Genomic DNA, 19,246 nt, shown 5'->3' with positions numbered 1-19,246 from the left:
AGCTTCTTTATCGTAAACAAATTCGACAAGTTTTGTCATATTCCTTGTACGACAATCTGACAAACTTGTTTGCTTCCGATATAAGAATGACTTCTGCTATTGTTCGATCTGCCCTATGAATAAGCTACGGTATGTGTTGAAAGTTTGGCGAGACAACTAACATGTATCCCGCCATGCTTTGATGTTATTTCAAATATAGTATCGGTCAGCATAACCGACAAATCCATTTTACATTAGGGCACTTCTCTCGTCATGTCAAAACCCTCTGCTTTGTCTACATGTAACGAAGTGTATGACTTGCTGATTTTCTGCCCTATAACAGCAGGAGAAAATCGGGCAAAGATGATACAGCTTCCACTCTGTTATATTTTAACGCATTATAGACGGAAAGAGTACAGTTTTTTTCATGACATCAAATATTCCTCTTGGTGTCACTCGAATATAAGGCAAATGCGTACTTTGGAAAAAGACAAGTGTATCAATCGGACAGTCAAATGGATACCCACGTTCAATGAGAAGCTCCCGCAATTTTTGTTCCTGCGCTAGCACGGTCTCAAACGGTTCAGCTGATGCACAGCCGGATAATTGTAACGGTATTTCGTGCAATATCTTTCCGTTCTCTGTAAGGACAATCCCTCCACCGATTTCTTTCATTCGTTTATGGGCTAGGATCATATCTTCTTTATTCTTCCCGATGACTAAAATATCGCCAGTCGTCGAAAATGAGCTAACAAAGCCCTGCACCTTATGCGCAAAACCTTTTAGCATCGTATTCACACGCCACTCACCTTTTCTGTCAATCAAACTAAAAAAACTTTGATCATGATCACATGACAGTTGGTTCACAGAGTTATCAATCTCCACTGTATACGGCTCCATAATGACGGCATTTCTCATTTTCACACCAAGCGGCATAGAGAATTGCAGGTCGCTCATGGTCAGATCATAGCCTAAATCTAGTGGAACAAGCCCGCCTTTTCCCCACTTTGTTTCTTGAAATTGATGCTGATTCGCACCTTCTAATTTCAGAATGACCCCTTTTGATATAACCGTTTCAGGATTTGGATTCAATAGCTCGTCTAAAATATTCAAAGAAGCCAACCTACCGGGTCCGACTACCCCTAATAAGTCATCAATTTGATAATATTTCGCAATGTTAAATGTCGCCATATTGTAGGCATCGAGGATGGGCACGCCTTCTTCAAGCGCTATCGAAATCAATCGATTAATCATACCTTCCTCATAAAAGTGAGGTGCGGCTCCATCTGTTGTATAAAAAAAGTGGTCATACTGCCTAAAATCACGTTCATGCAGCTCTCTTAAAATCGGCGCTAAATCTGGACGAATAGAGGAATGACGCAGTGAAACATAATAGCCAAGCGACAAGCGTTTTAACACATCATCTGCATTCATGGCTTCATGATCACTGTCAGCTCCAAACAGTTTCATTTTTGTTAGCGTTTTCTCAGAAGCGCCTGGGAAATGACCTTCAATTCGTTTTCGCTGCTTCTTCGTTTCTTGCATGCAATATAAAATGAGGTCATCACCGTCCATCAACCTTGGCCAGCTTGTTAATTCTCCGCCTTGAAGAACGTCAGGATGATCAATCCATTCTTTTCGATAGTTAATTGGCAGCATTTCATCTTCATATCTCACTTCTGTTTGAAGATCATATCTGGACCACCAGAAGTATTGAAAGGGGTGCTTTTTTAATTCACATAAAGTGGAAAGCGCTTTCTTTTCATTGCTCTGCAAAAGAAGAAATAAGTTATCACTGACCATCGTTGTTGTGCCAAATTGAGACACATATTCTGCAAGAGATTGGGGATTATAAATATGGAACGGATGCGCATGAGGTTCAATATAACCTGGCACAATGTATTTCCCAGCACAATCAATCACACGTTTAGTTGATTTATTTTGAGGAAGCTCTGCTCCAACATAAACAATTCGATCATCATGTATCCAAATATTTGCCTTCACCCATTGTTTTAAAAACGGGTTTAGCACGAGTCCATTCGTTAAAAGGAGTGTTGGAACTATTTTTGAGTCGACTACATCGATTTGTGTACGGATGTCATTGTTTCTCCAATTAAAAGTACGTTCGGACATTCACATACTCTCCTTCATTTGTATTAGACTTATCGTAACATAATGAACCACATGACGCATTAATGAAACGTTACAATTTTTTGAAATCACACTTAAAATAATTTGAAAAGGAATTGATATTTAATGAAACCTAATCTCAGTTTAATGGAAGCTCTCATCAGAATTGCCTGTGGAATGACGGTATGTACTGTGGCTGGGTCGTTATTTTCAAGGAAACCATGGTGTAAAACGCTCCTTCTTGGCGTGTTTCTTGGCGGCATGAAGACGGCATCTGGCATTCTTCGTTTTTGTCCTGTGACTTACATGTGCGAGCAGCAGAGCACACATAAAGAGAAGGCTGAGTAAGACAGCCTTCTGTAACCGATTCTATCCATCCGATGGTATCGGTTTTTTATGAACATGTTGAAAAATTATTCTGCCATTTCACACCATTTCACAATTGTGCCTGCAATGATTTCGGCGGCTTCTATGACGTGCTCGATGTCGATCGATTCATTTGGATAATGTGCAAGCTCTGTTGTTCCAGGGCCAAACACAATGACAGGTATGTTTGCCACTTGTGACAACAAGCCTCCATCTGTTCCCCAAGGAGCAGCTTCTACTTTTGGCGGCTTCTTTCGCACCTCTTCGTATTGTTCTTTTAATAAATCTAAAAGCGGATGCTGGATATCAATTGAACCTGGAAGCCATCTTGCACCAAACCACTCGACTACCACAGGGTGATCCTTGAACCATTCATCCTTTTCAGAAAGACCCGCAACCCAATTCTTTAACTCCTCTTCTGCTTGCTCAACCGTCTCGCCTGGCATCACACCTAATCTGCCTTCCATTGTCACAAGGTCTGCTACAGAAGACGGCCAGTCGCCGCCTTGAATTTTTCCAATGTTGATCGGGATAGGAATTGGAATATGCTGAAATAGCGGCTCGGTGATTCGCTTATTTCTCTCTTCTTCAAGTGCTGCTAAATGTGAAAGAACGATGGTGCTTTTTTCAATCGCAGAGACACCATGATATCTTGTTCCGCCATGAGCTGCACGCCCTTTGATGTGAAGCCTGAACCACTTAGAGCCTTGCTGAATCGGAAAAATTTTCATATGACTTGGTTCCGGAATGATGGCAGCATCTGCTGTATATCCCTTGAGTATCGCCGCAAGTGTACCTGCACCGCCGCTTTCCTCTTCAACAACACTATGGAACACAACATCTCCTTTCAGCGGAATATGGAGTGTATGAAGTGCCTCAAGTGCAAAGAGTAAAGAAACGTTCCCACCTTTCATATCTGTTGCCCCGCGTCCATAGAGTCTCCCACCTATGATATGCCCGCTGTAAGGTGGATATGTCCATTGATTCAGATCTCCTTCTGGCACCACATCTACGTGTCCGTTTAATAAAATAGATTTGCCATTTCCCTTCCCTTTCAATCTCCCAGCGACATTAGGGCTCCCATTAAATGAACGCCTAGGTGAATAAAAATAGGGGTGATTCAGCAATTCATTGCCGCCTATTTCCCAAATTTCTGTATCAAAGCCAATCGCTGAAAGTGTATCCGCAACGATTTGCTGCACTTCTTTTTCATTTCCTTGTGTGCTGTCACATTGAACCATTCGCTGAAGGAGCTCAATGGCTTTCTCTTGATGATCTCTCATCCACTTTCTAATACGTGTGATTGGTTGCACTTTGGGTCATCCTTTCTACACAACAGACTTGATATCAGGAGCTAGGATTAAAGGTGCTTCTGTCGCTCTGATGACATCTTCCGGTTGATATGGCGGCATGACTTCACGTAAGATCAAAAGCTGAGACTTGACCTCAATAACAGCCATATCGGTAATGATTAGATCCACACAAGCTTTAGCGGTTAAAGGCAGTGTACATGTCGACTTCACCTTTGACTGACCATGTTTATCGAGATGACTCATCACCACCACGACTTTTTTGGCTTTTTGCGCCAGTTCGATCGCTCCGCCCATACCAGGTACTCTTTTTCCCGGAACAATCCAATTCGCAAGATCGCCCTGACTGCTTACTTCAAGTGCACCTAATATCGTCATGTCCAGCAACCCTTTTCGAATGATGCCAAAAGCGGTTGTGCTGTCCATATAAGAGCCGCCTTGTTTTAAAGTAATCGGGAAACCGCCTGCATTGCACAAATTCGGATCTTCTTCGCCGCTGACAGGAGAAGCTCCCGCCCCCATAATGCCATTTTCCGCATGTAGCCACACATGATCATGTGCAGGAATATATTCTGCAGCGAGTGTCGGAATCCCGATGCCGAGATTGACAATCATGCCGTCATCTATTTCCTGCGCCGCTCTCTTGGCAATTCGATGTCTTACATCGATGTCTCCCATGCCCATGTCCAGTTCACTCCTTTTGATTGCACGATCTGGTCTACAAATACGCCGGGTGTCACAATTTCCTCTGGGTGAAGACGCCCAATCGGCACAATTTCTTCAACTTCCGCAATGGTCCAATCTCCCGCCATCGCCACAATAGGGTTCGTATTCCGTGCACTTTTATCAAAGATAAGATTTCCTGCTTCATCCGCTTTTAAGGCATTGACGATGGCGATGTCTGCTGTCAGTGCAGGCTCAAGGATATATTCCTTCCCATTTAACGGAACCAATTGCTTCTCTTCTAGATTGATACTATCCATCCCTACATCTGTCACAATACCGGCAAGACCCATACCTCCCGCTCTTATTTTTTCCGCTAGAATGCCTTGCGGGTAAAAAAGAACCTCTAATGTACCGTCCTGCATTTTCTGCCCAGCAATCGGATTTGATCCAATATGGGACGCAATCAATTTCTTGACTCTGCCTTCTGTTATTAACCGTCCGACCCCAATTTGAGGGAATCCCGCATCGTTTCCGATCAATGTCAAATCTTTCATATTCGCTTCAAGAAGGGCATCAATTAAAGATGGCGGTGAACCAACTCCACCAAATCCGCCAAACATGATCGTCATCCCATCTTTAAAACGTGTGATCACTTCATCAAATTCTGCAATTTTATTCATTCTCTTTCCTCCCTACATCGCAGATGGGAAAAATCCTCGATTGATCACTTCTTGCTCTACTTGCGTTATCGTTTGTCCGAATAAATGAAGGAGTTCTTCCATTTCCTGCTGTGTGATGGTCAGCGGCGGCGCAATCATAACGGCAGCCCCTCCAATCCCGTCTTCTCCAGCGCTTGCCGGATAAACCAGCAACCCATTTTGTTTTGCCGTTTCGACCACCAACCTCGTCATTTGAGCATGTGCGGGAAACGGGGTTTTGGCCAATTGATCTGCTACAAATTCGACGCCGATGAATAGCCCCTTCCCTCTCACATCTCCAATGATAAAATGGTTCGCTTGTAAATCCTTTAATGCGTTCATTAAATATCGTCCTGACATATCGGCTCGTTCTGTGAGTTGATGCTTTTTCATATAACGGATAACAGCGAGTGACACAGCGGCTGAAAGCGGATTGGCACTATACGTATGCCCTGCCATCACTGAAGCTGACCCATTGAGAATAGGTGCCATCACATGATCTGCCGCTACTGTTGCTGCAATCGGTGAATAACCGGCACTCATTCCTTTGCCGAGTACCATCATATCCGGCACGACACCCCAGTGCTCCATTGCGAACATTTTCCCAGTTCGTCCAAAGCCTGTCATCACTTCATCTGCAATCAATAAAATATCGTTTTCCTCACAGACATGTTTCATCGCCTTAAAATACCCGTCTGGCGGAACAAGCGCTGCTCCAGCAGCGCCCACAATGGGTTCTGCAATAAAAGCGGCAATTCTATCTTTTCCTAAACGCTGGATGACTGTTTTTAATTCCTGCACATACCACTCGACCTGTTTACTCTCTTCTTTTGGTAGCCATGAGCGATAGGCATACGGAGGAGATAATACAGGGTGCTTCTCAAGCAGTGGTTCAAAGCGCTCTCTCCTTGCAATATGACCTGACATCGACAGGGCGCCAAGTGTGATGCCATGATAACTCATCCACCTAGAAATGATGTGATTCTTTTCTGTCTTTCCTTGCTCCTGCCAGTGTTGAATCGCTATTTTCATTGCTGTCTCCGTTGCCTCTGAACCGCTCCCTACAAAAAAAGACCAGTTCAGATTGCCTGGGCAAAGCGTACTCAATTCATAAGCCAATGCTTCCGCTGGTTCATTTGTAAATTGCGACCTGTACGTAAAACTCACTTTTTTCGCTTGCTCAGTCATGGCTTCAATCATTTCAGGTATGCCATGTCCAATACTTGCCGTCACCGCACCAGATGAACCATCTAAATATTTTTTTCCTTCCCGATCATATAAGTAAATCCCCTCTCCTTTCACAGCCACAGGATAATCCTGATTCAACATCGGTTTGATTAAGTAATCCCGAGTCTCCACTTTGTCATTCCTCCCTCTCTCGAAAGTAGCTGCACATATCTTTTCACATGAATCGTTAGAAAATTTTGTATAATTGTTATAAGATTAGCTTAATCAAGAGGGCAGTCATCCACCATTCGCCACATGCCCGAATTTCACACGCATTTTTTATACATTGTGTATAAAAGGGGTCAAAAGGAGGTCATAAGTCTATGGCGATTTTCGTCAAAGATGCACTCTCGCTCGATATCATGAAGGAAACAAAACTGCTAGCCGGACAAAATGGACTGGAGCGCCTGATTCAGTGGGTGACCATTGTGGAAATCATCGAAGATACATCAAGGCTGTCAGAAGGTGAGTTACTTGTAACAACTGGGTTTGGTCTTGCTGAAAATGAAGAAAGAAGACTTCGGCTCAAGCGATTGATTCAGTCTCATCGTCTGTCTGCGATTGCCATTTATAAAGGGGTATATTTAACGGAGATTCCAGCGTCTCTGATTGAAGCGGCCAATGTAAGCGGTATCCCGCTGATCGAAATTCCTTCACATGTGAATTTCTCAGATATTACAAAAGCCATATTAGAGCAAATCGTCAACAGTCAGCTTCATCAACTCAAGTACTCAGCCGCCATTCATCAAAGACTGACTCATTTAAATGTCAGCAACAAAAATGTGACACAAATTACGAATGAGCTTGCGCATTTAACGGCTGCGAATATTGTGGTTCTTGACGTTTTCTTACATCAAACAGCTGCCAGCCTCACCAAAGATGAAGTGACATACTCCCCTTCATTTGGCTTTATGACAGAAAGTGAAACGATTGCGACCAATTCACTTCTCAAACAGGCAGAGGAGAAAGGGCGACTTGTCTTTGAAACAAACGGAGAATTTGTTTTGGCTGCGTGTCCTGTGATTGCAATGGGAGATATTTTTGGGTTTATTGTGGCTTTGAAGAAAAAGAAAGAATGGCATCATCTCGATGCAATTGCCATTGAACATGGCGGAGCAGTGTATGCCATTGAATGGCTAAAACAAAAAGCCATCCAAGATACAGAAAATCAAATGCAAGGTCATCTGTTAGATGATATTTTACAGCAACAATATACAGAAGAAAGCTATGTGATGGAACAAGCTACAAAGCTTCAATACGATATGAATGATGAACAGGTGGTCATCTATGTTCAATTTCAGCATCAGCACACACAGCTAGATCACCAGATGGTGCAGCGCCTTTCCCAATTACTGACGTCCATATTTGAACGAAGACAGATTCCTTTCTTACTAAAGGCAAGGCTCGATTCAATTTTTGTATTGACACCGGCGGGGAAAAAAAGCTTTCAGGCAACCGAGTGGTATAGAGCGGCGGATGAGTGCCGAAGCACATGGTCTTATTTTTTTCCCATCCATCCGATTGTGATTGGCATTGGCAAATCCTATGATCAGATCAGTCTCTTTGCAAAAAGTGCAAAAGAAGCCCAATATGCCGCAAAGCTTCTTCCTCTTCTAAAGACCGACCAAAGCATCATTCATTATCAAAAACTTGGTTTATACGGCATGCTCCTTGAAATGAATGAAGCTGGTATGAATTTGCATGACTTTTACGTGGAGCTCTTAAGCCCATTGCTCTATACAAAAAAACAGGGCGCTGACCTGATCCATACACTCGAAGTGTATTTAACGCACAATGAAAATATTCAAAAATCTGCGGGAGAATTGTTTATCCACCGCCATACATTAAGCTATCGTCTCAAGCAAATTGAAGCAAAGACGGGTTGCAGTCTTAAATCCACTGATGATCGGATGAAGCTGCAGCTAAGCATCATGGCCTACCGTCTATCTGGTCTGCTCGATCAGATGAGAACCATTTCATGATTTGTTTGGCGTTTTCACCCATAGATTCATATCTTCTATTTTGTCAAAAATGTAGCAGTTATTTTGAAAACGCCCTGTATACGTATAGCCAAGCTGATAAAACACTTGATTCATTCCATAGGATAGCGCACGCGCAAGCGAATAAAAGACATAAATATATATAGATTGAAGCTCTTTTTCCAGTGCAAGAATCAAATGATGCATGAATCCTAGTTTCCGGTAAGACGGAAGAGTCGCACAATCTGTCAATTCAGCATGTCCATACGTTGCATTGATTTCAGCAGATGCCGCACTCACAATTTGCCCGTCATGTTCAACAGCATAAAAAACGGTCCCTTCCTCCATCACCTTTTGGATATAATCCGGCTTGTTCATGGGCGTGGGATACGTTTCGAAGACGGTATCATAGAGCTTAGCAAGCATTTGAGTATCACTTATATTTGCTTTCCTCATAACATAATCATCCTGCCATTTCTCTGGATCGCTTTTGATCGGCTTTTCTTGAATGGATGCCACGATCTCATCTTCTTTGAGCCAATACGGGCATCTCATTCGCTCCTCCGTTAAAAAGAGAGACATCCCGTATGCATCACTTCCAAGAAAGTAATGAGAAAACACCCCTTCAAGCCGAAAGCCTTTTTCTAAGAAAAAAGGCATATGCTCTCGCCTTACTTTCACAATCACCTTAGAAGCCCCACAACCAGCGGCCTCCTGAAGAACAGACTGAATGACATCCCGCACCTTGCCGCTATAATCATCTAATCGAACCCTTTGATTAAATGGGTCGATACAGATTAAAGCAGAAAAGCGCTCGTTCGCAAATTTCTTCAATTGCACCATTTACTCATTCCTCTCTTATGATTCTGATTCAACTAAATGATGATAAATTCTTTTATGACCATAATGCCTTCTAAATGCAATCATTGACCTCTTACTAATTCTTCACATTTAAAGACAACCCTTCTCATGATGAAAAGAAGAAAAAACACCTTTCCATTTCATCAGATATATTCCGATGACATAAAAGGTGTTTTTTTCCAAACTCATTTCTTTACTGCCTTCAGCGCACGAGCGCCAATGTCACGGCGATAAAATAGCCCTGGTTGAATGATTTCTTCAACCGCTTCATACACTCTTGATCTTGCCGCTTCAAACGTGTCATCAAATGCAGTGACATTCGCTACACGACCGCCATTTGTGACAAATTGCTCATTTTCTTTTTTCGTTCCTGCATGGAAGGTTACAACATCAGACACAGTCGTTTGCAAAGCACCTATTGGTGTGCCTTTTGCGTAGTCCTCTGGGTACCCCTCTGATGCAAGAACGACACTGACAGCCGCAGTGTCTTTCCACTGTAAGTCCACATCTTTTCCATCTAGAATATCGAGGAATACTTGAACTAAGTCCGATTCAAGACGAGGCAGTACGACCTGTGTTTCAGGGTCGCCAAAGCGTGCATTAAATTCAATGACCTTCGAACCTTCTGGTGTGAGCATTAAGCCCGCATATAATATCCCTGTAAAAGGGCGTTCTTCCTGCACCATTGCACGAGCCGCTGGCTTTACAATCTCTTCAACGGCTTGTTTCACAATCTCATCTGAAATGTGTGGAACAGGAGAATATGCCCCCATGCCGCCTGTGTTTGGTCCTTTATCATCTTCAAAAGCACGTTTGTGATCCTGTGCGATCACCATTGGGTACACCTTTTCTCCATTGACAAAAGCCATAAGAGAAAATTCTTCCCCTGTTAAAAATTCCTCAATCACAACAGATGCACTCGCATCACCAAACTTTTCATCCTCTAAAAAGTCATGCAGGCAATCGATTGCTTCTTCGAGTGTCATTGCGACTGTCACGCCTTTTCCTGCTGCGAGACCGTCTGCTTTAATGACAATCGGCGCGCCCTTTTCCTCAACATATGCCTTCGCCTTTTCAAATGAAGTAAAGGTCGCATAAGCGGCTGTCGGAATATCATAATTTTTCATTAAATCCTTGGCAAATTCCTTTGAGCCTTCAATGACTGCAGCTTTTGCATTAGGCCCAAATACTTTTAGACCTGATTGTTCGAATGCATCCACAATGCCTGCAATTAAAGGAACCTCCGGACCAATGATGGTTAAACCGATATCGTTTTCTTTTGCAAAGCGAATTAACGCCTCATGATCGCCTTCGTCGATCGGTACAAGATTTGCGACGCTTGTCATTCCATCATTGCCAGGTGCGACAAATACTTGGCTGACAAGCTCACTTTGATTCACTTTCCATGCGATCGTATGCTCTCTTCCGCCTCTGCCGATAATTAATACGTTCACACTGCCATCCCCTTTTAATGTTTGAAATGTCTCACGCCAGTGAAAACCATGGCGATGCCGTATTCATCTGCCTTTTGAATCGATTCTTCATCACGAATCGATCCACCCGGTTGTATAATCGCTGTCACGCCTGCCTTGGCAGCAGCTTCCACCGTATCGCCCATTGGGAAGAACGCATCAGAGCCTAGCGCACTTCCTTTCGCTTTTTCTCCCGCCTGCTCAATCGCTATTTTAGCAGAACCTACACGATTCATTTGACCAGCGCCAATTCCTACTGTCATTTGATCCTTTGCAAGCACAATTGCATTTGATTTCACGTGTTTCACGACTTTCCAAGCTAGCTTTAAGTCTTTCCATTCATCTTCAGTTGGTTCTCTTTTCGTTGGAATGGAGATGGTAGCTTCCTCTAAGCCGTATGTGTCGATCTCTTGAATGAGCAGTCCGCCATGTACACTCGTTAGTTGCTTTTCTTTCTTCTGAAGATCGGCTTGTACATCTAGTGTTAATAGACGAAGATTCTTTTTCGCTGTTAACACATCAAGCGCTTCTTGGCTAAACGATGGTGCAATGATGATTTCTAAGAAAATCGTATGAAGAACTTCAGCCGTTTGTTTATCTACTTCACGGTTTAGAGCGACAATGCCGCCAAAGATAGACGTCTCATCTGCTTTGAATGCACGGTCAAATGCTTCTGCAATCGTCTCTCCTGTACCAACTCCACATGGATTCATATGCTTTACTGCTACCGCTGCAGGTTCGGTAAATTCACGTACAATTTGGAGTGCAGCATCTGCATCTTTGATATTGTTATAGGAAAGTTCTTTCCCATGTAATTGTACAGCCGTTGCTAAAGACCCTTTGCTTGGGAGCGCATGTTGATAGAATATCGCTGCTTGATGCGGGTTTTCTCCATAACGCAAGGATTGTTTTTTCTCAAAAGTGACCGTGAACTGTTCTGGCTCTGTTTCGCCAACATAGGTCGTGAGATAATCAGCAATTAGGGCATCATATGCTGCTGTATGACGGAATACTTTTGCTGCCAGCTCGCGTTTTTTCTCTAACGAAACGCCGCCTTCTTTTAATTGCTGAATCACTGAATCATAATCACTCGGATCGACAATGACCGTAACGTCTTGATGATTTTTAGATGCAGCACGAAGCATGCCCGGTCCGCCAATATCAATGTTTTCAATGGCTTCTTCATATGTCACATCTTCTTTTGAAATGGTTTCTTTGAATGGATACAGGTTCACCACGACAAGATCAATCGGCTGAATGCCATGCTTTTCGATTTGTGCCATATGGTCATCGTTTCCTCTAACTGCTAAAAGACCACCGTGAATGTTTGGATGAAGGGTCTTGAGTCGTCCGTCCATGATCTCTGGAAATCCTGTTACCTCAGATATACCAATCACATCAATGCCGTTTTCTTGAAGAAGCTTATGTGTACCTCCAGTTGAAATCACTTCAACACCAAGTTCTGTTAATTCTTTCACAAAAGGAACAATATTCGTTTTATCAGAAACACTGATTAATGCGCGTTTGATCGTCATGCCTTCGCCACCTCATTCAGATAATTCTAAAAGTGATTTGATCACTTTTGGATATAATGTATGTTCTAGTTCATGTATTCTTTTTTCAATTGTTTCAAGATCTTCTCCTTGTTCAATGTGAATCGCTGCCTGATCAATAATTGGTCCCGTATCCATACCTTCATCGACAAAATGGACGGTGATCCCTGCCACTTTGACGCCTGCTTGATACGCCTGTCCAATGGCATCAAGTCCTGGGAATGCCGGTAATAAAGACGGATGAATATTCACGATTTTTCCTCGGTACGCTTCAAGTAAAGTTGGACCAATGAGTCTCATATAACCCGCTAGGAAAATCCATTCCACTTCATGCAATTGGAGCTGTTCAATGATCGCTTTTTCAAAAGCCGCTTTGTTTGGATAGGACTTCGGTCTGAAAGCAAATGATGGGATGCCCTCTTTCTCTGCTCGTTCTAATACCTTCGCACCCGGCTTATCACAAATAACTAGTGCAACCTCTGCCTGCCATTGTTCTTCCTTTAACGTATCTATAATCGCTTGAAAATTCGTCCCGCTTCCAGAGGCGAAGATCGCAAACTTCTTCATGAGAGGCTTCCACCGCCGAACTTGACACCTTCTCCTTTTTGAACACGCCCAATGAGAAATGCTTTCTCTCCGTCTTTTTCAAGACCGCTGATTACATCCACTAAATGCTCTTCTTTCACAGCTAAGACAAAGCCAATGCCCATATTAAAGACATTAAACATGTCTTCCGCCTTCAATTGCCCTTTTTCCTGAATAAATGAGAAAATAGGCGGGACTGGCCATGAGCCGTTGTCAATCTCAACGCCAAGACCTTCTGGCATCATACGCGGCAAGTTTTCAATGAAGCCGCCGCCAGTGACATGTGCCATGCCGTCGACCTTGCCGGCTTTCACTTGTTTTAGTACAGGCTTCACATAAATTTTCGTGGGTTCAAGCAGTTCTTCTCCTAGCGGTCTTGTAAAAGGTTCATACGTTTGATGAAGGTCAAGACCTGCATCTTCCAGCAATACTTTGCGGACGAGTGAGTAGCCGTTACTATGAATGCCGCTTGAACTGAGTCCGATCAGCAGATGACCTTCTTTGATGTTGTCTCCTGTGACGATTTCATCTTTTTCAACCACACCTACTGAAAACCCAGCAATATCATATTCGTCTTCCGTATATAGACCTGGCATTTCTGCTGTCTCTCCACCTACAAGTGCTGAACCTGACTGCTCACAGCCGTCAGCAACACCTTTGACAATGGCTTCAATTTTTAGAGGATCTGCTTTTCCCACAGCTAAGTAATCTAAGAAAAACAGCGGTTCTGCTCCTTGTGCTAACACATCGTTGACGCACATTGCGACCGCATCTATACCGATCGTATCATGCTGATCCATCATAAAAGCGAGCTTTAATTTCGTTCCAACACCGTCTGTCCCCGATACAAGAACGGGCTTTTTGTATGGCAGTTCGGATAAATCAAACATACCGCCAAAACCGCCTAAAGCACCCATAACACCCGCTCTTTTTGTACGTTCCACGTGTGTTTTCATCCGTTTGACCGCTTCGTAACCTGCTTCGATGTCAACACCGGCGTTTTTATATGCTTCTGACATCCCATTCACTCCTTTTATCCGCTTCTTTCAATCTAATTCAGGCAGAATGAAAGAGCAGCATATCAAACCCTCTTGACTGCTGCTCGATTATTCGATTATTTCGTCAGTACTGTTTCCTTCACATGTGGAAGGACAGTGTCTTCATAAATTTCAGTCGGATATTTTCCAGTAAAACATGCCAAACATTGACCACGCTGCGGATCATCATACTTTCTGCCAATCCCGTTCATTAAACCTTCTACAGATAAAAAAGCAATGGAATCTGCACCGATTTCCTGTCTAATTTCTTCTACTGAGTGAGAAGAAGCAATCAGCTCTTCGTGTGTCGATGTATCAATTCCATAAAAACACGGATGTGCGATTGGCGGTGAACTAATGCGAACATGCACTTCTGTTGCACCAGCTTCTCTTAGCATGGTAACAATTCGGCGACTTGTTGTACCGCGAACGATCGAATCATCCACCATCACGACTCGCTTCCCTTCGACAACACCACGTACAGCAGAAAGTTTCATACGTACGCCCTGCTCACGTAATGATTGAGATGGCTGGATAAATGTCCGGCCAACATAACGATTTTTGATTAAACCAAGCTCATATGGAATGCCTGTTGCTTCTGCATAACCAATCGCTGCGGAAATACTAGAATCAGGTACACCTGTGACAACATCTGCTTCAACATGTGCTTCCTCTGCAAGTTTCTTACCGAGATTCTTTCTTGCACTATGCACATTGATTTCATTGATATTGCTGTCTGGTCTTGAGAAATAAATGTATTCCATGCTACACATACTGCGATTAATGTTCATTGAGAAGCGTTCAGATTTTAGTCCTTCGTCATTAATGATCAGCATTTCACCAGGCTCAACATCTCTTAAGTACGTTGCACCGACGACATCAAAAGCACATGTTTCAGAAGCGATAACATAAGCGTCTCCAAGCATGCCAATCGAAAGTGGACGTAAGCCGTTCGGATCGAGCGCAACAATCATTTCAGTTTCCGTCATAATTAAGAAAGCATATGCTCCTTTAAGCATGGAAAGGGCATTTTTGATCTGATCTTTTAAATTCACATATCCGCTTCGCTTAATTAAGTGGGCAAGCACCTCTGTATCAGAGGATGTTTGGAAGATACTCCCTTGGTTTTCAAGCTGCTGTTTTAATTGTGTGGCATTGACCAAGTTACCGTTATGAGCAAGTGCAAGACTTCCGTTATTTTGCGAGCGGAAGAAGAGGGGCTGCACATTCTCAAAGCCGCCTCCGCCTGCTGTTGCATAACGAACATGCCCGATCGCACCTCTTCCTTTTAACTGCTTCAGCTCACCATTTTGAAATACTTCCGTAATCAGTCCAAGACCTTTGTGTGACGAAAGTTTTTCACCATCTGTTGCAATTATTCCCGCACCTTCTTGCCCTCGGTGCTGAAGGCTATGCAATCCGTAGTAAGTGATTTGAGGAGCTTCGGCATGTCCCCAAATTCCAAAGACACCACACTCTTCGTTTAAGCCTCTGATTTCAGCAAGCATGGGATCGCTCCTTTCCATGCGCTTTCAAGCTCGTGAACAGGCGCATGAATCCATTGTTGTCCATCCTGATTCTTTATTGTAAGTACTCCATCATTTGTAACCGTTCCTACCTCTTTTGCATCCTTCACTGCCTCAGCAAATGCAGTGCGGTGCTCTCGTTTCACTGTGACAACAAAACGTGATTGTGTCTCACTGAATAATGATGCTTGACAGCTTAAATCGATTTGTATATCGGCTCCAAGACCGCTCGTACCAAATGTGCTCTCCGCAAGTGCAACACCAAGTCCGCCTTCAGACACATCATGTGCTGATTGAACAAGTCCATTTTGAATCGCAGCTAGAAGGGCTTCTTGACGTGCAAGCTCTACTGTCAAATCAATTTCCGGTGCTTTTCCGTAGATGCGTCCCTCTGTCATCTTTTGAAGCTCACTGCCTGCATATTCTTCCTTCGTCTCACCAATGACGAAAATCACATCGCCAGCCTGCTTAAAGGATTGTGTTGTAATATGTGCTATATCTTCAACCAAACCAACCATACCGATGACCGGCGTTGGGTAGATCGCTGTTCCATTTGATTCATTATATAATGACACGTTACCACCGATGACCGGTGTGTTCAGGGTGCGGCACGCTTCACTAATACCGTCAGCAGATTTTTCGATTTGCCAGAAAATCTCTGGTTTCTCCGGGTTACCAAAGTTCAGGTTATCTGTCACTGCAAGTGGGCGAGCACCTGAGCAGACAATGTTACGTGCTGCTTCTGCGACTGCAATTTTACCGCCTACCTCTGGATCAAGATAGAGATAACGTGCATTACAGTCTGTTGTCATCGCAAGCGCTTTTTTCGTCCCGCGAATTCTAAGGACACCGGCATCAGAACCCGGCGCAACCACTGTGTTTGTACGAACCATGTAGTCGTATTGATCGTATACCCATTCTTTGCTTGAGATCGTCGGCTGCTGCAGAAGCTGTTTTAATGTATGAGCTGCATCTGTGATCTTAGGTGCTTCTACCTTTGTCTCTAAGAACTCACGGTAGTAAGCAGGCTCACTTGAAGGCTTGTGATAAACTGGCGCTTCTTCTGCAAGAGCATCAACTGGAAGCTCACATACCACTTCACCTTGATGAATTAGTCGAAGCATTTTATCATCTGTCACACGACCAACTGATACAGCTTCCAAGTCATATTTTTTAAAAATATCAATGATTTCTTGTTCACGACCTTTTTCAATGACCAAAAGCATTCTCTCTTGTGATTCAGACAGCATCATTTCGTATGCCGTCATGCCTGTTTCACGTTGCGGGATGAGATCTAGGTTCATCTCAATACCAGAGCCTGCTTTACTCGCCATTTCTGCACTTGAGCTTGTTAAACCAGCGGCTCCCATATCTTGAATCCCAACGAGTGCATCATTTTTGATGACTTCTAGACATGCTTCAAGCAACAGCTTTTCCATGAAAGGATCGCCCACTTGGACAGCTGAACGCTTTTCTTCTGATTCATCAGAAAATTCTTCAGATGCAAATGTCGCCCCGTGAATGCCGTCACGGCCTGTTTTTGCGCCAACGTACATGACTGTGTTGCCGACGCCTTTGGCTTGCCCTTTTTTAATGTCCTCATGGTTAATCAAACCGACACACATTGCATTGACGAGCGGGTTACCTTCATAACTTTCATCAAAGTGAACTTCTCCACCTACTGTTGGGATGCCGATACAGTTTCCATAGCCTGCAATCCCTGCCACTACTTCTTCAAACAAGTACTTCACGCGTGGTGAAGTCAGTTCACCAAAACGAAGAGAGTTTAAAACAGCAATTGGACGTGCACCCATAGAGAAGACATCTCGGATGATACCGCCGACACCTGTTGCTGCTCCTTGATATGGTTCAATCGCAGAGGGATGGTTATGTGATTCGATTTTAAATACAACCGCTTGATTGTCTCCAATATCAACAATTCCAGCGCCTTCCCCAGGACCTTGAAGGACATGTTCTCCTTTTGTCGGGAATTTGCTTAAAACAGGCTTAGAGTTTTTATAACTGCAATGCTCTGACCACATAACGGAAAAGATACCCGTTTCTGTGTAGTTCGGCAGCCTACCAATAATGGATTCGATTAAAGCAAATTCTTCATCACTCAATCCCATTTGCTGATACAATTTCTCTTCTTTAATTTGCTTGTGACTTGGTTCAAGCAGTAGTGACATGAGTGTCCCTCCAATTTTTCACGATAGATTGAAACAATTTAAGTCCGTCTGCACTGCCTAGTAATGAATCAACTGCGCGTTCAGGGTGCGGCATCATGCCGAGTACATTGCCCTCTTCATTTGTTACACCTGCAATTCGATTCACACTGCCGTTCATATCCTCTCCGTAAGTGAAGACGATTTGGTTCTGGTCAATGAGCTTCGCTAAAGTATCTTCATCACAGTAGAAGTTGCCTTCACCATGTGCTACAGGAATTGTAATGGATTCACCTTTTTGATAGCCGCTTGTAAATTGCGTTTCGTTGTTCTCTACAATGAGTTCAACTGGACGACAAATAAATTTCAACCCTTTATTGCGTCTCATCGCACCTGGAAGAATGCCTAACTCCTGAAGAATTTGAAATCCGTTACAAACGCCAAGAACAGGTTTTCCTTCCTCTGCAGCTTTTTTCACAGCTGGCATGATGTTTGAGAAACGGGCAATCGCCCCGCATCTTAAATAATCCCCATAAGAGAAACCGCCTGGTATGAGTACACCGTCAAATCCGTCAAGGCTCGTTTCGTCATGCCATACATATTCAACTTGTTCACCTAGCTCATCTTGAATTGCATGGTACATGTCAATATCACAGTTAGAGCCAGGCAAAACAATCACTGCAAACTTCACTGTGCGACAACCTCCTCCACCTCATAGCGGTAATCTTCAATGACCGTATTGGCAAGTAATTTTTCACACATTTCTTTGACAACTGTGTCTAAATCACGATCTGATTTTTCAATGACAAGCTCCATGTATTTCCCGATACGAACATCTTTTACTTCTTGATAAGACATACTGTGCAAGGCGTGTTGCACGGCACTTCCTTGTGGATCAAGAACGCTCTCTTTTAAGCTGACAAAAATTTTCACTTTATACATGTTTATGGCCTCCAAGTCTTTTGAAAATTTCCTCGTATGCATTCGTTAAGCCGCCCAAGTTTCGTCTGAACACGTCTTTATCAAGCTTTTCATTTGTGTCTTTGTCCCATAGCCTGCACGTATCAGGTGAAATCTCATCAGCCAGCAAAATACGATTCTCGTGATCTATTCCAAATTCAAGCTTGAAATCTATTAAGTTCACATGACAGTCTGAAAAGATTTGTGTTAATTCTTTATTCACTTGTCTTGTGATTTGTTTTATTTCCTCGACTTGCTCCGTTGTCGCTGCGTTTAAAATGCGAATATGATCTTCTGTAATGAGCGGATCACCCAGTGCATCATCTTTGTAGTAGAACTCAATGAGTGGTGTTTCAAGCTTCGTTCCCTCTGGAATCCCGAGGCGCTTAGACATGCTGCCTGCCACAACGTTCCTTACAACAACCTCAAGCGGGATGATTTGCACCTTTTGAATGAGTTGCTCCGTTTCGGAAATGCGTTTCACAAAGTGATTGTTAATCCCTTTCTCATGCAGCCTTTGAAAAATCAAACTGGAAATTTCGTTGTTTAGTCTGCCTTTGCCCTCAATTTCAGCCTTCTTTTCACCGTTAAATGCTGTTGCTGCATCTTTATATTCGACATATAAAATATGTTCGTCATCGGTCTGATAGATTTTTTTCGCTTTGCCTTCATAGAGAAGTGCTTGTTTCACAGTCATTCAGTTCGGCCTCCTAATTTGAATGTTGGCAATTT

17 protein-coding genes are annotated in these 19,246 nt (G+C 43.3%); 2 read left to right on the top strand and 15 right to left on the bottom strand.

Features of this window, described 5'->3' with window-relative positions; all coding sequences use genetic code 11:
• Nucleotides 1-369 precede the first annotated feature (369 nt).
• Nucleotides 370-2,112, bottom strand: a complete 1,743-nt coding sequence (locus ACIQCE_RS14665) for an adenine deaminase C-terminal domain-containing protein (RefSeq protein WP_400495633.1) — start codon at nt 2,110-2,112, stop codon at nt 370-372.
• A gap of 123 nt (nt 2,113-2,235) precedes the next feature.
• On the opposite strand from ACIQCE_RS14665, the gene ACIQCE_RS14660 reads away from it, so the two are divergent.
• Complete coding sequence (locus ACIQCE_RS14660) at nt 2,236-2,457, top strand: YgaP family membrane protein (RefSeq protein WP_353853660.1); 222 nt, start codon at nt 2,236-2,238, stop codon at nt 2,455-2,457.
• 65 nt (nt 2,458-2,522) lie between these two features.
• Here ACIQCE_RS14660 and ACIQCE_RS14655 read toward each other — a convergent pair whose 3' ends face one another.
• The 4 genes from ACIQCE_RS14655 to ACIQCE_RS14640 are packed head-to-tail and all read right to left on the bottom strand — an operon-like array spanning nt 2,523 to nt 6,508.
• The gene (locus ACIQCE_RS14655) at nt 2,523-3,788 is read right to left on the bottom strand and encodes a peptidase (protein ID WP_400495632.1); all 1,266 of its coding nucleotides are present in this window, start codon (nt 3,786-3,788) and stop codon (nt 2,523-2,525) included.
• Between the two features lie 15 nt (nt 3,789-3,803).
• Nucleotides 3,804-4,469 carry a 3-oxoacid CoA-transferase subunit B gene (locus tag ACIQCE_RS14650; RefSeq protein ID WP_400495631.1) on the bottom strand — a complete coding sequence of 222 codons (666 nt, stop codon included), beginning with the start codon at nt 4,467-4,469 and terminating at the stop codon, nt 3,804-3,806.
• Nucleotides 4,445-5,131: a CoA transferase subunit A gene (locus ACIQCE_RS14645; protein WP_400495629.1), complete on the bottom strand. Its 687-nt coding sequence runs from the start codon at nt 5,129-5,131 to the stop codon at nt 4,445-4,447. Before ACIQCE_RS14645 ends, ACIQCE_RS14650 begins: the two co-directional genes overlap by 25 nt.
• A 12-nt stretch (nt 5,132-5,143) precedes the next feature.
• Nucleotides 5,144-6,508, bottom strand: a complete 1,365-nt coding sequence (locus ACIQCE_RS14640) for an aspartate aminotransferase family protein (RefSeq protein ID WP_400495628.1) — start codon at nt 6,506-6,508, stop codon at nt 5,144-5,146.
• 191 nt (nt 6,509-6,699) lie between these two features.
• On the opposite strand from ACIQCE_RS14640, the gene ACIQCE_RS14635 reads away from it, so the two are divergent.
• Nucleotides 6,700-8,358 carry a PucR family transcriptional regulator gene (locus ACIQCE_RS14635; RefSeq protein WP_400495626.1) on the top strand — a complete coding sequence of 553 codons (1,659 nt, stop codon included), beginning with the start codon at nt 6,700-6,702 and terminating at the stop codon, nt 8,356-8,358.
• Here the strand turns inward: ACIQCE_RS14635 and ablB are convergent.
• The 10 genes from ablB to purC form a co-directional block, all read right to left on the bottom strand.
• Nucleotides 8,353-9,198 (bottom strand): putative beta-lysine N-acetyltransferase, encoded by an 846-nt coding sequence (gene ablB / locus ACIQCE_RS14630; RefSeq protein ID WP_400495625.1) that lies wholly within the window; start codon nt 9,196-9,198, stop codon nt 8,353-8,355. The two genes, ACIQCE_RS14635 and ablB, sit on opposite strands and share 6 nt — an antisense overlap.
• Before the next feature lie 203 nt (nt 9,199-9,401).
• Entirely contained in the window at nt 9,402-10,670 is a 1,269-nt protein-coding gene (gene purD / locus ACIQCE_RS14625; RefSeq protein ID WP_400495624.1) for a phosphoribosylamine--glycine ligase, read from the bottom strand.
• Nucleotides 10,671-10,684: 14 nt separating this feature from the next.
• A complete protein-coding gene (gene purH / locus ACIQCE_RS14620) occupies nt 10,685-12,223 on the bottom strand; it encodes a bifunctional phosphoribosylaminoimidazolecarboxamide formyltransferase/IMP cyclohydrolase (protein WP_400495622.1) in 1,539 nt (512 codons plus the stop codon).
• A 12-nt stretch (nt 12,224-12,235) separates the two neighbouring features.
• Entirely contained in the window at nt 12,236-12,808 is a 573-nt protein-coding gene (gene purN, locus ACIQCE_RS14615; RefSeq protein ID WP_353853669.1) for a phosphoribosylglycinamide formyltransferase, read from the bottom strand.
• A complete protein-coding gene (gene purM / locus ACIQCE_RS14610; RefSeq protein WP_400495621.1) occupies nt 12,805-13,845 on the bottom strand; it encodes a phosphoribosylformylglycinamidine cyclo-ligase in 1,041 nt (346 codons plus the stop codon). Before purM ends, purN begins: the two co-directional genes overlap by 4 nt.
• A 95-nt stretch (nt 13,846-13,940) precedes the next feature.
• Nucleotides 13,941-15,371 carry an amidophosphoribosyltransferase gene (purF, locus tag ACIQCE_RS14605; RefSeq protein WP_353853671.1) on the bottom strand — a complete coding sequence of 477 codons (1,431 nt, stop codon included), beginning with the start codon at nt 15,369-15,371 and terminating at the stop codon, nt 13,941-13,943.
• Entirely contained in the window at nt 15,347-17,578 is a 2,232-nt protein-coding gene (gene purL / locus ACIQCE_RS14600; RefSeq protein ID WP_400495620.1) for a phosphoribosylformylglycinamidine synthase subunit PurL, read from the bottom strand. The genes purF and purL overlap by 25 nt, the downstream gene beginning before the upstream one ends.
• A complete protein-coding gene (gene purQ / locus ACIQCE_RS14595; RefSeq protein WP_400495619.1) occupies nt 17,562-18,245 on the bottom strand; it encodes a phosphoribosylformylglycinamidine synthase subunit PurQ in 684 nt (227 codons plus the stop codon). Before purQ ends, purL begins: the two co-directional genes overlap by 17 nt.
• On the bottom strand, nt 18,242-18,496 hold the full coding sequence (gene purS / locus ACIQCE_RS14590) for a phosphoribosylformylglycinamidine synthase subunit PurS (protein ID WP_003214349.1): 255 nt from the start codon (nt 18,494-18,496) through the stop codon (nt 18,242-18,244). The genes purQ and purS overlap by 4 nt, the downstream gene beginning before the upstream one ends.
• The gene (gene purC, locus ACIQCE_RS14585; protein WP_400495618.1) at nt 18,489-19,211 is read right to left on the bottom strand and encodes a phosphoribosylaminoimidazolesuccinocarboxamide synthase; all 723 of its coding nucleotides are present in this window, start codon (nt 19,209-19,211) and stop codon (nt 18,489-18,491) included. The genes purS and purC overlap by 8 nt, the downstream gene beginning before the upstream one ends.
• Between the last annotated feature and the right edge of the window lie 35 nt (nt 19,212-19,246).

The sequence above is a fragment of the Bacillus sp. NPDC093026 genome (assembly GCF_044754665.1).
In the GTDB taxonomy this organism is placed as follows: Bacteria; Bacillota; Bacilli; order Bacillales; family Bacillaceae; genus Bacillus; species Bacillus maqinnsis.
Note: the sequence above shows the minus strand (reverse complement) of the source record. Positions and strands in the feature narration are given on the sequence as shown.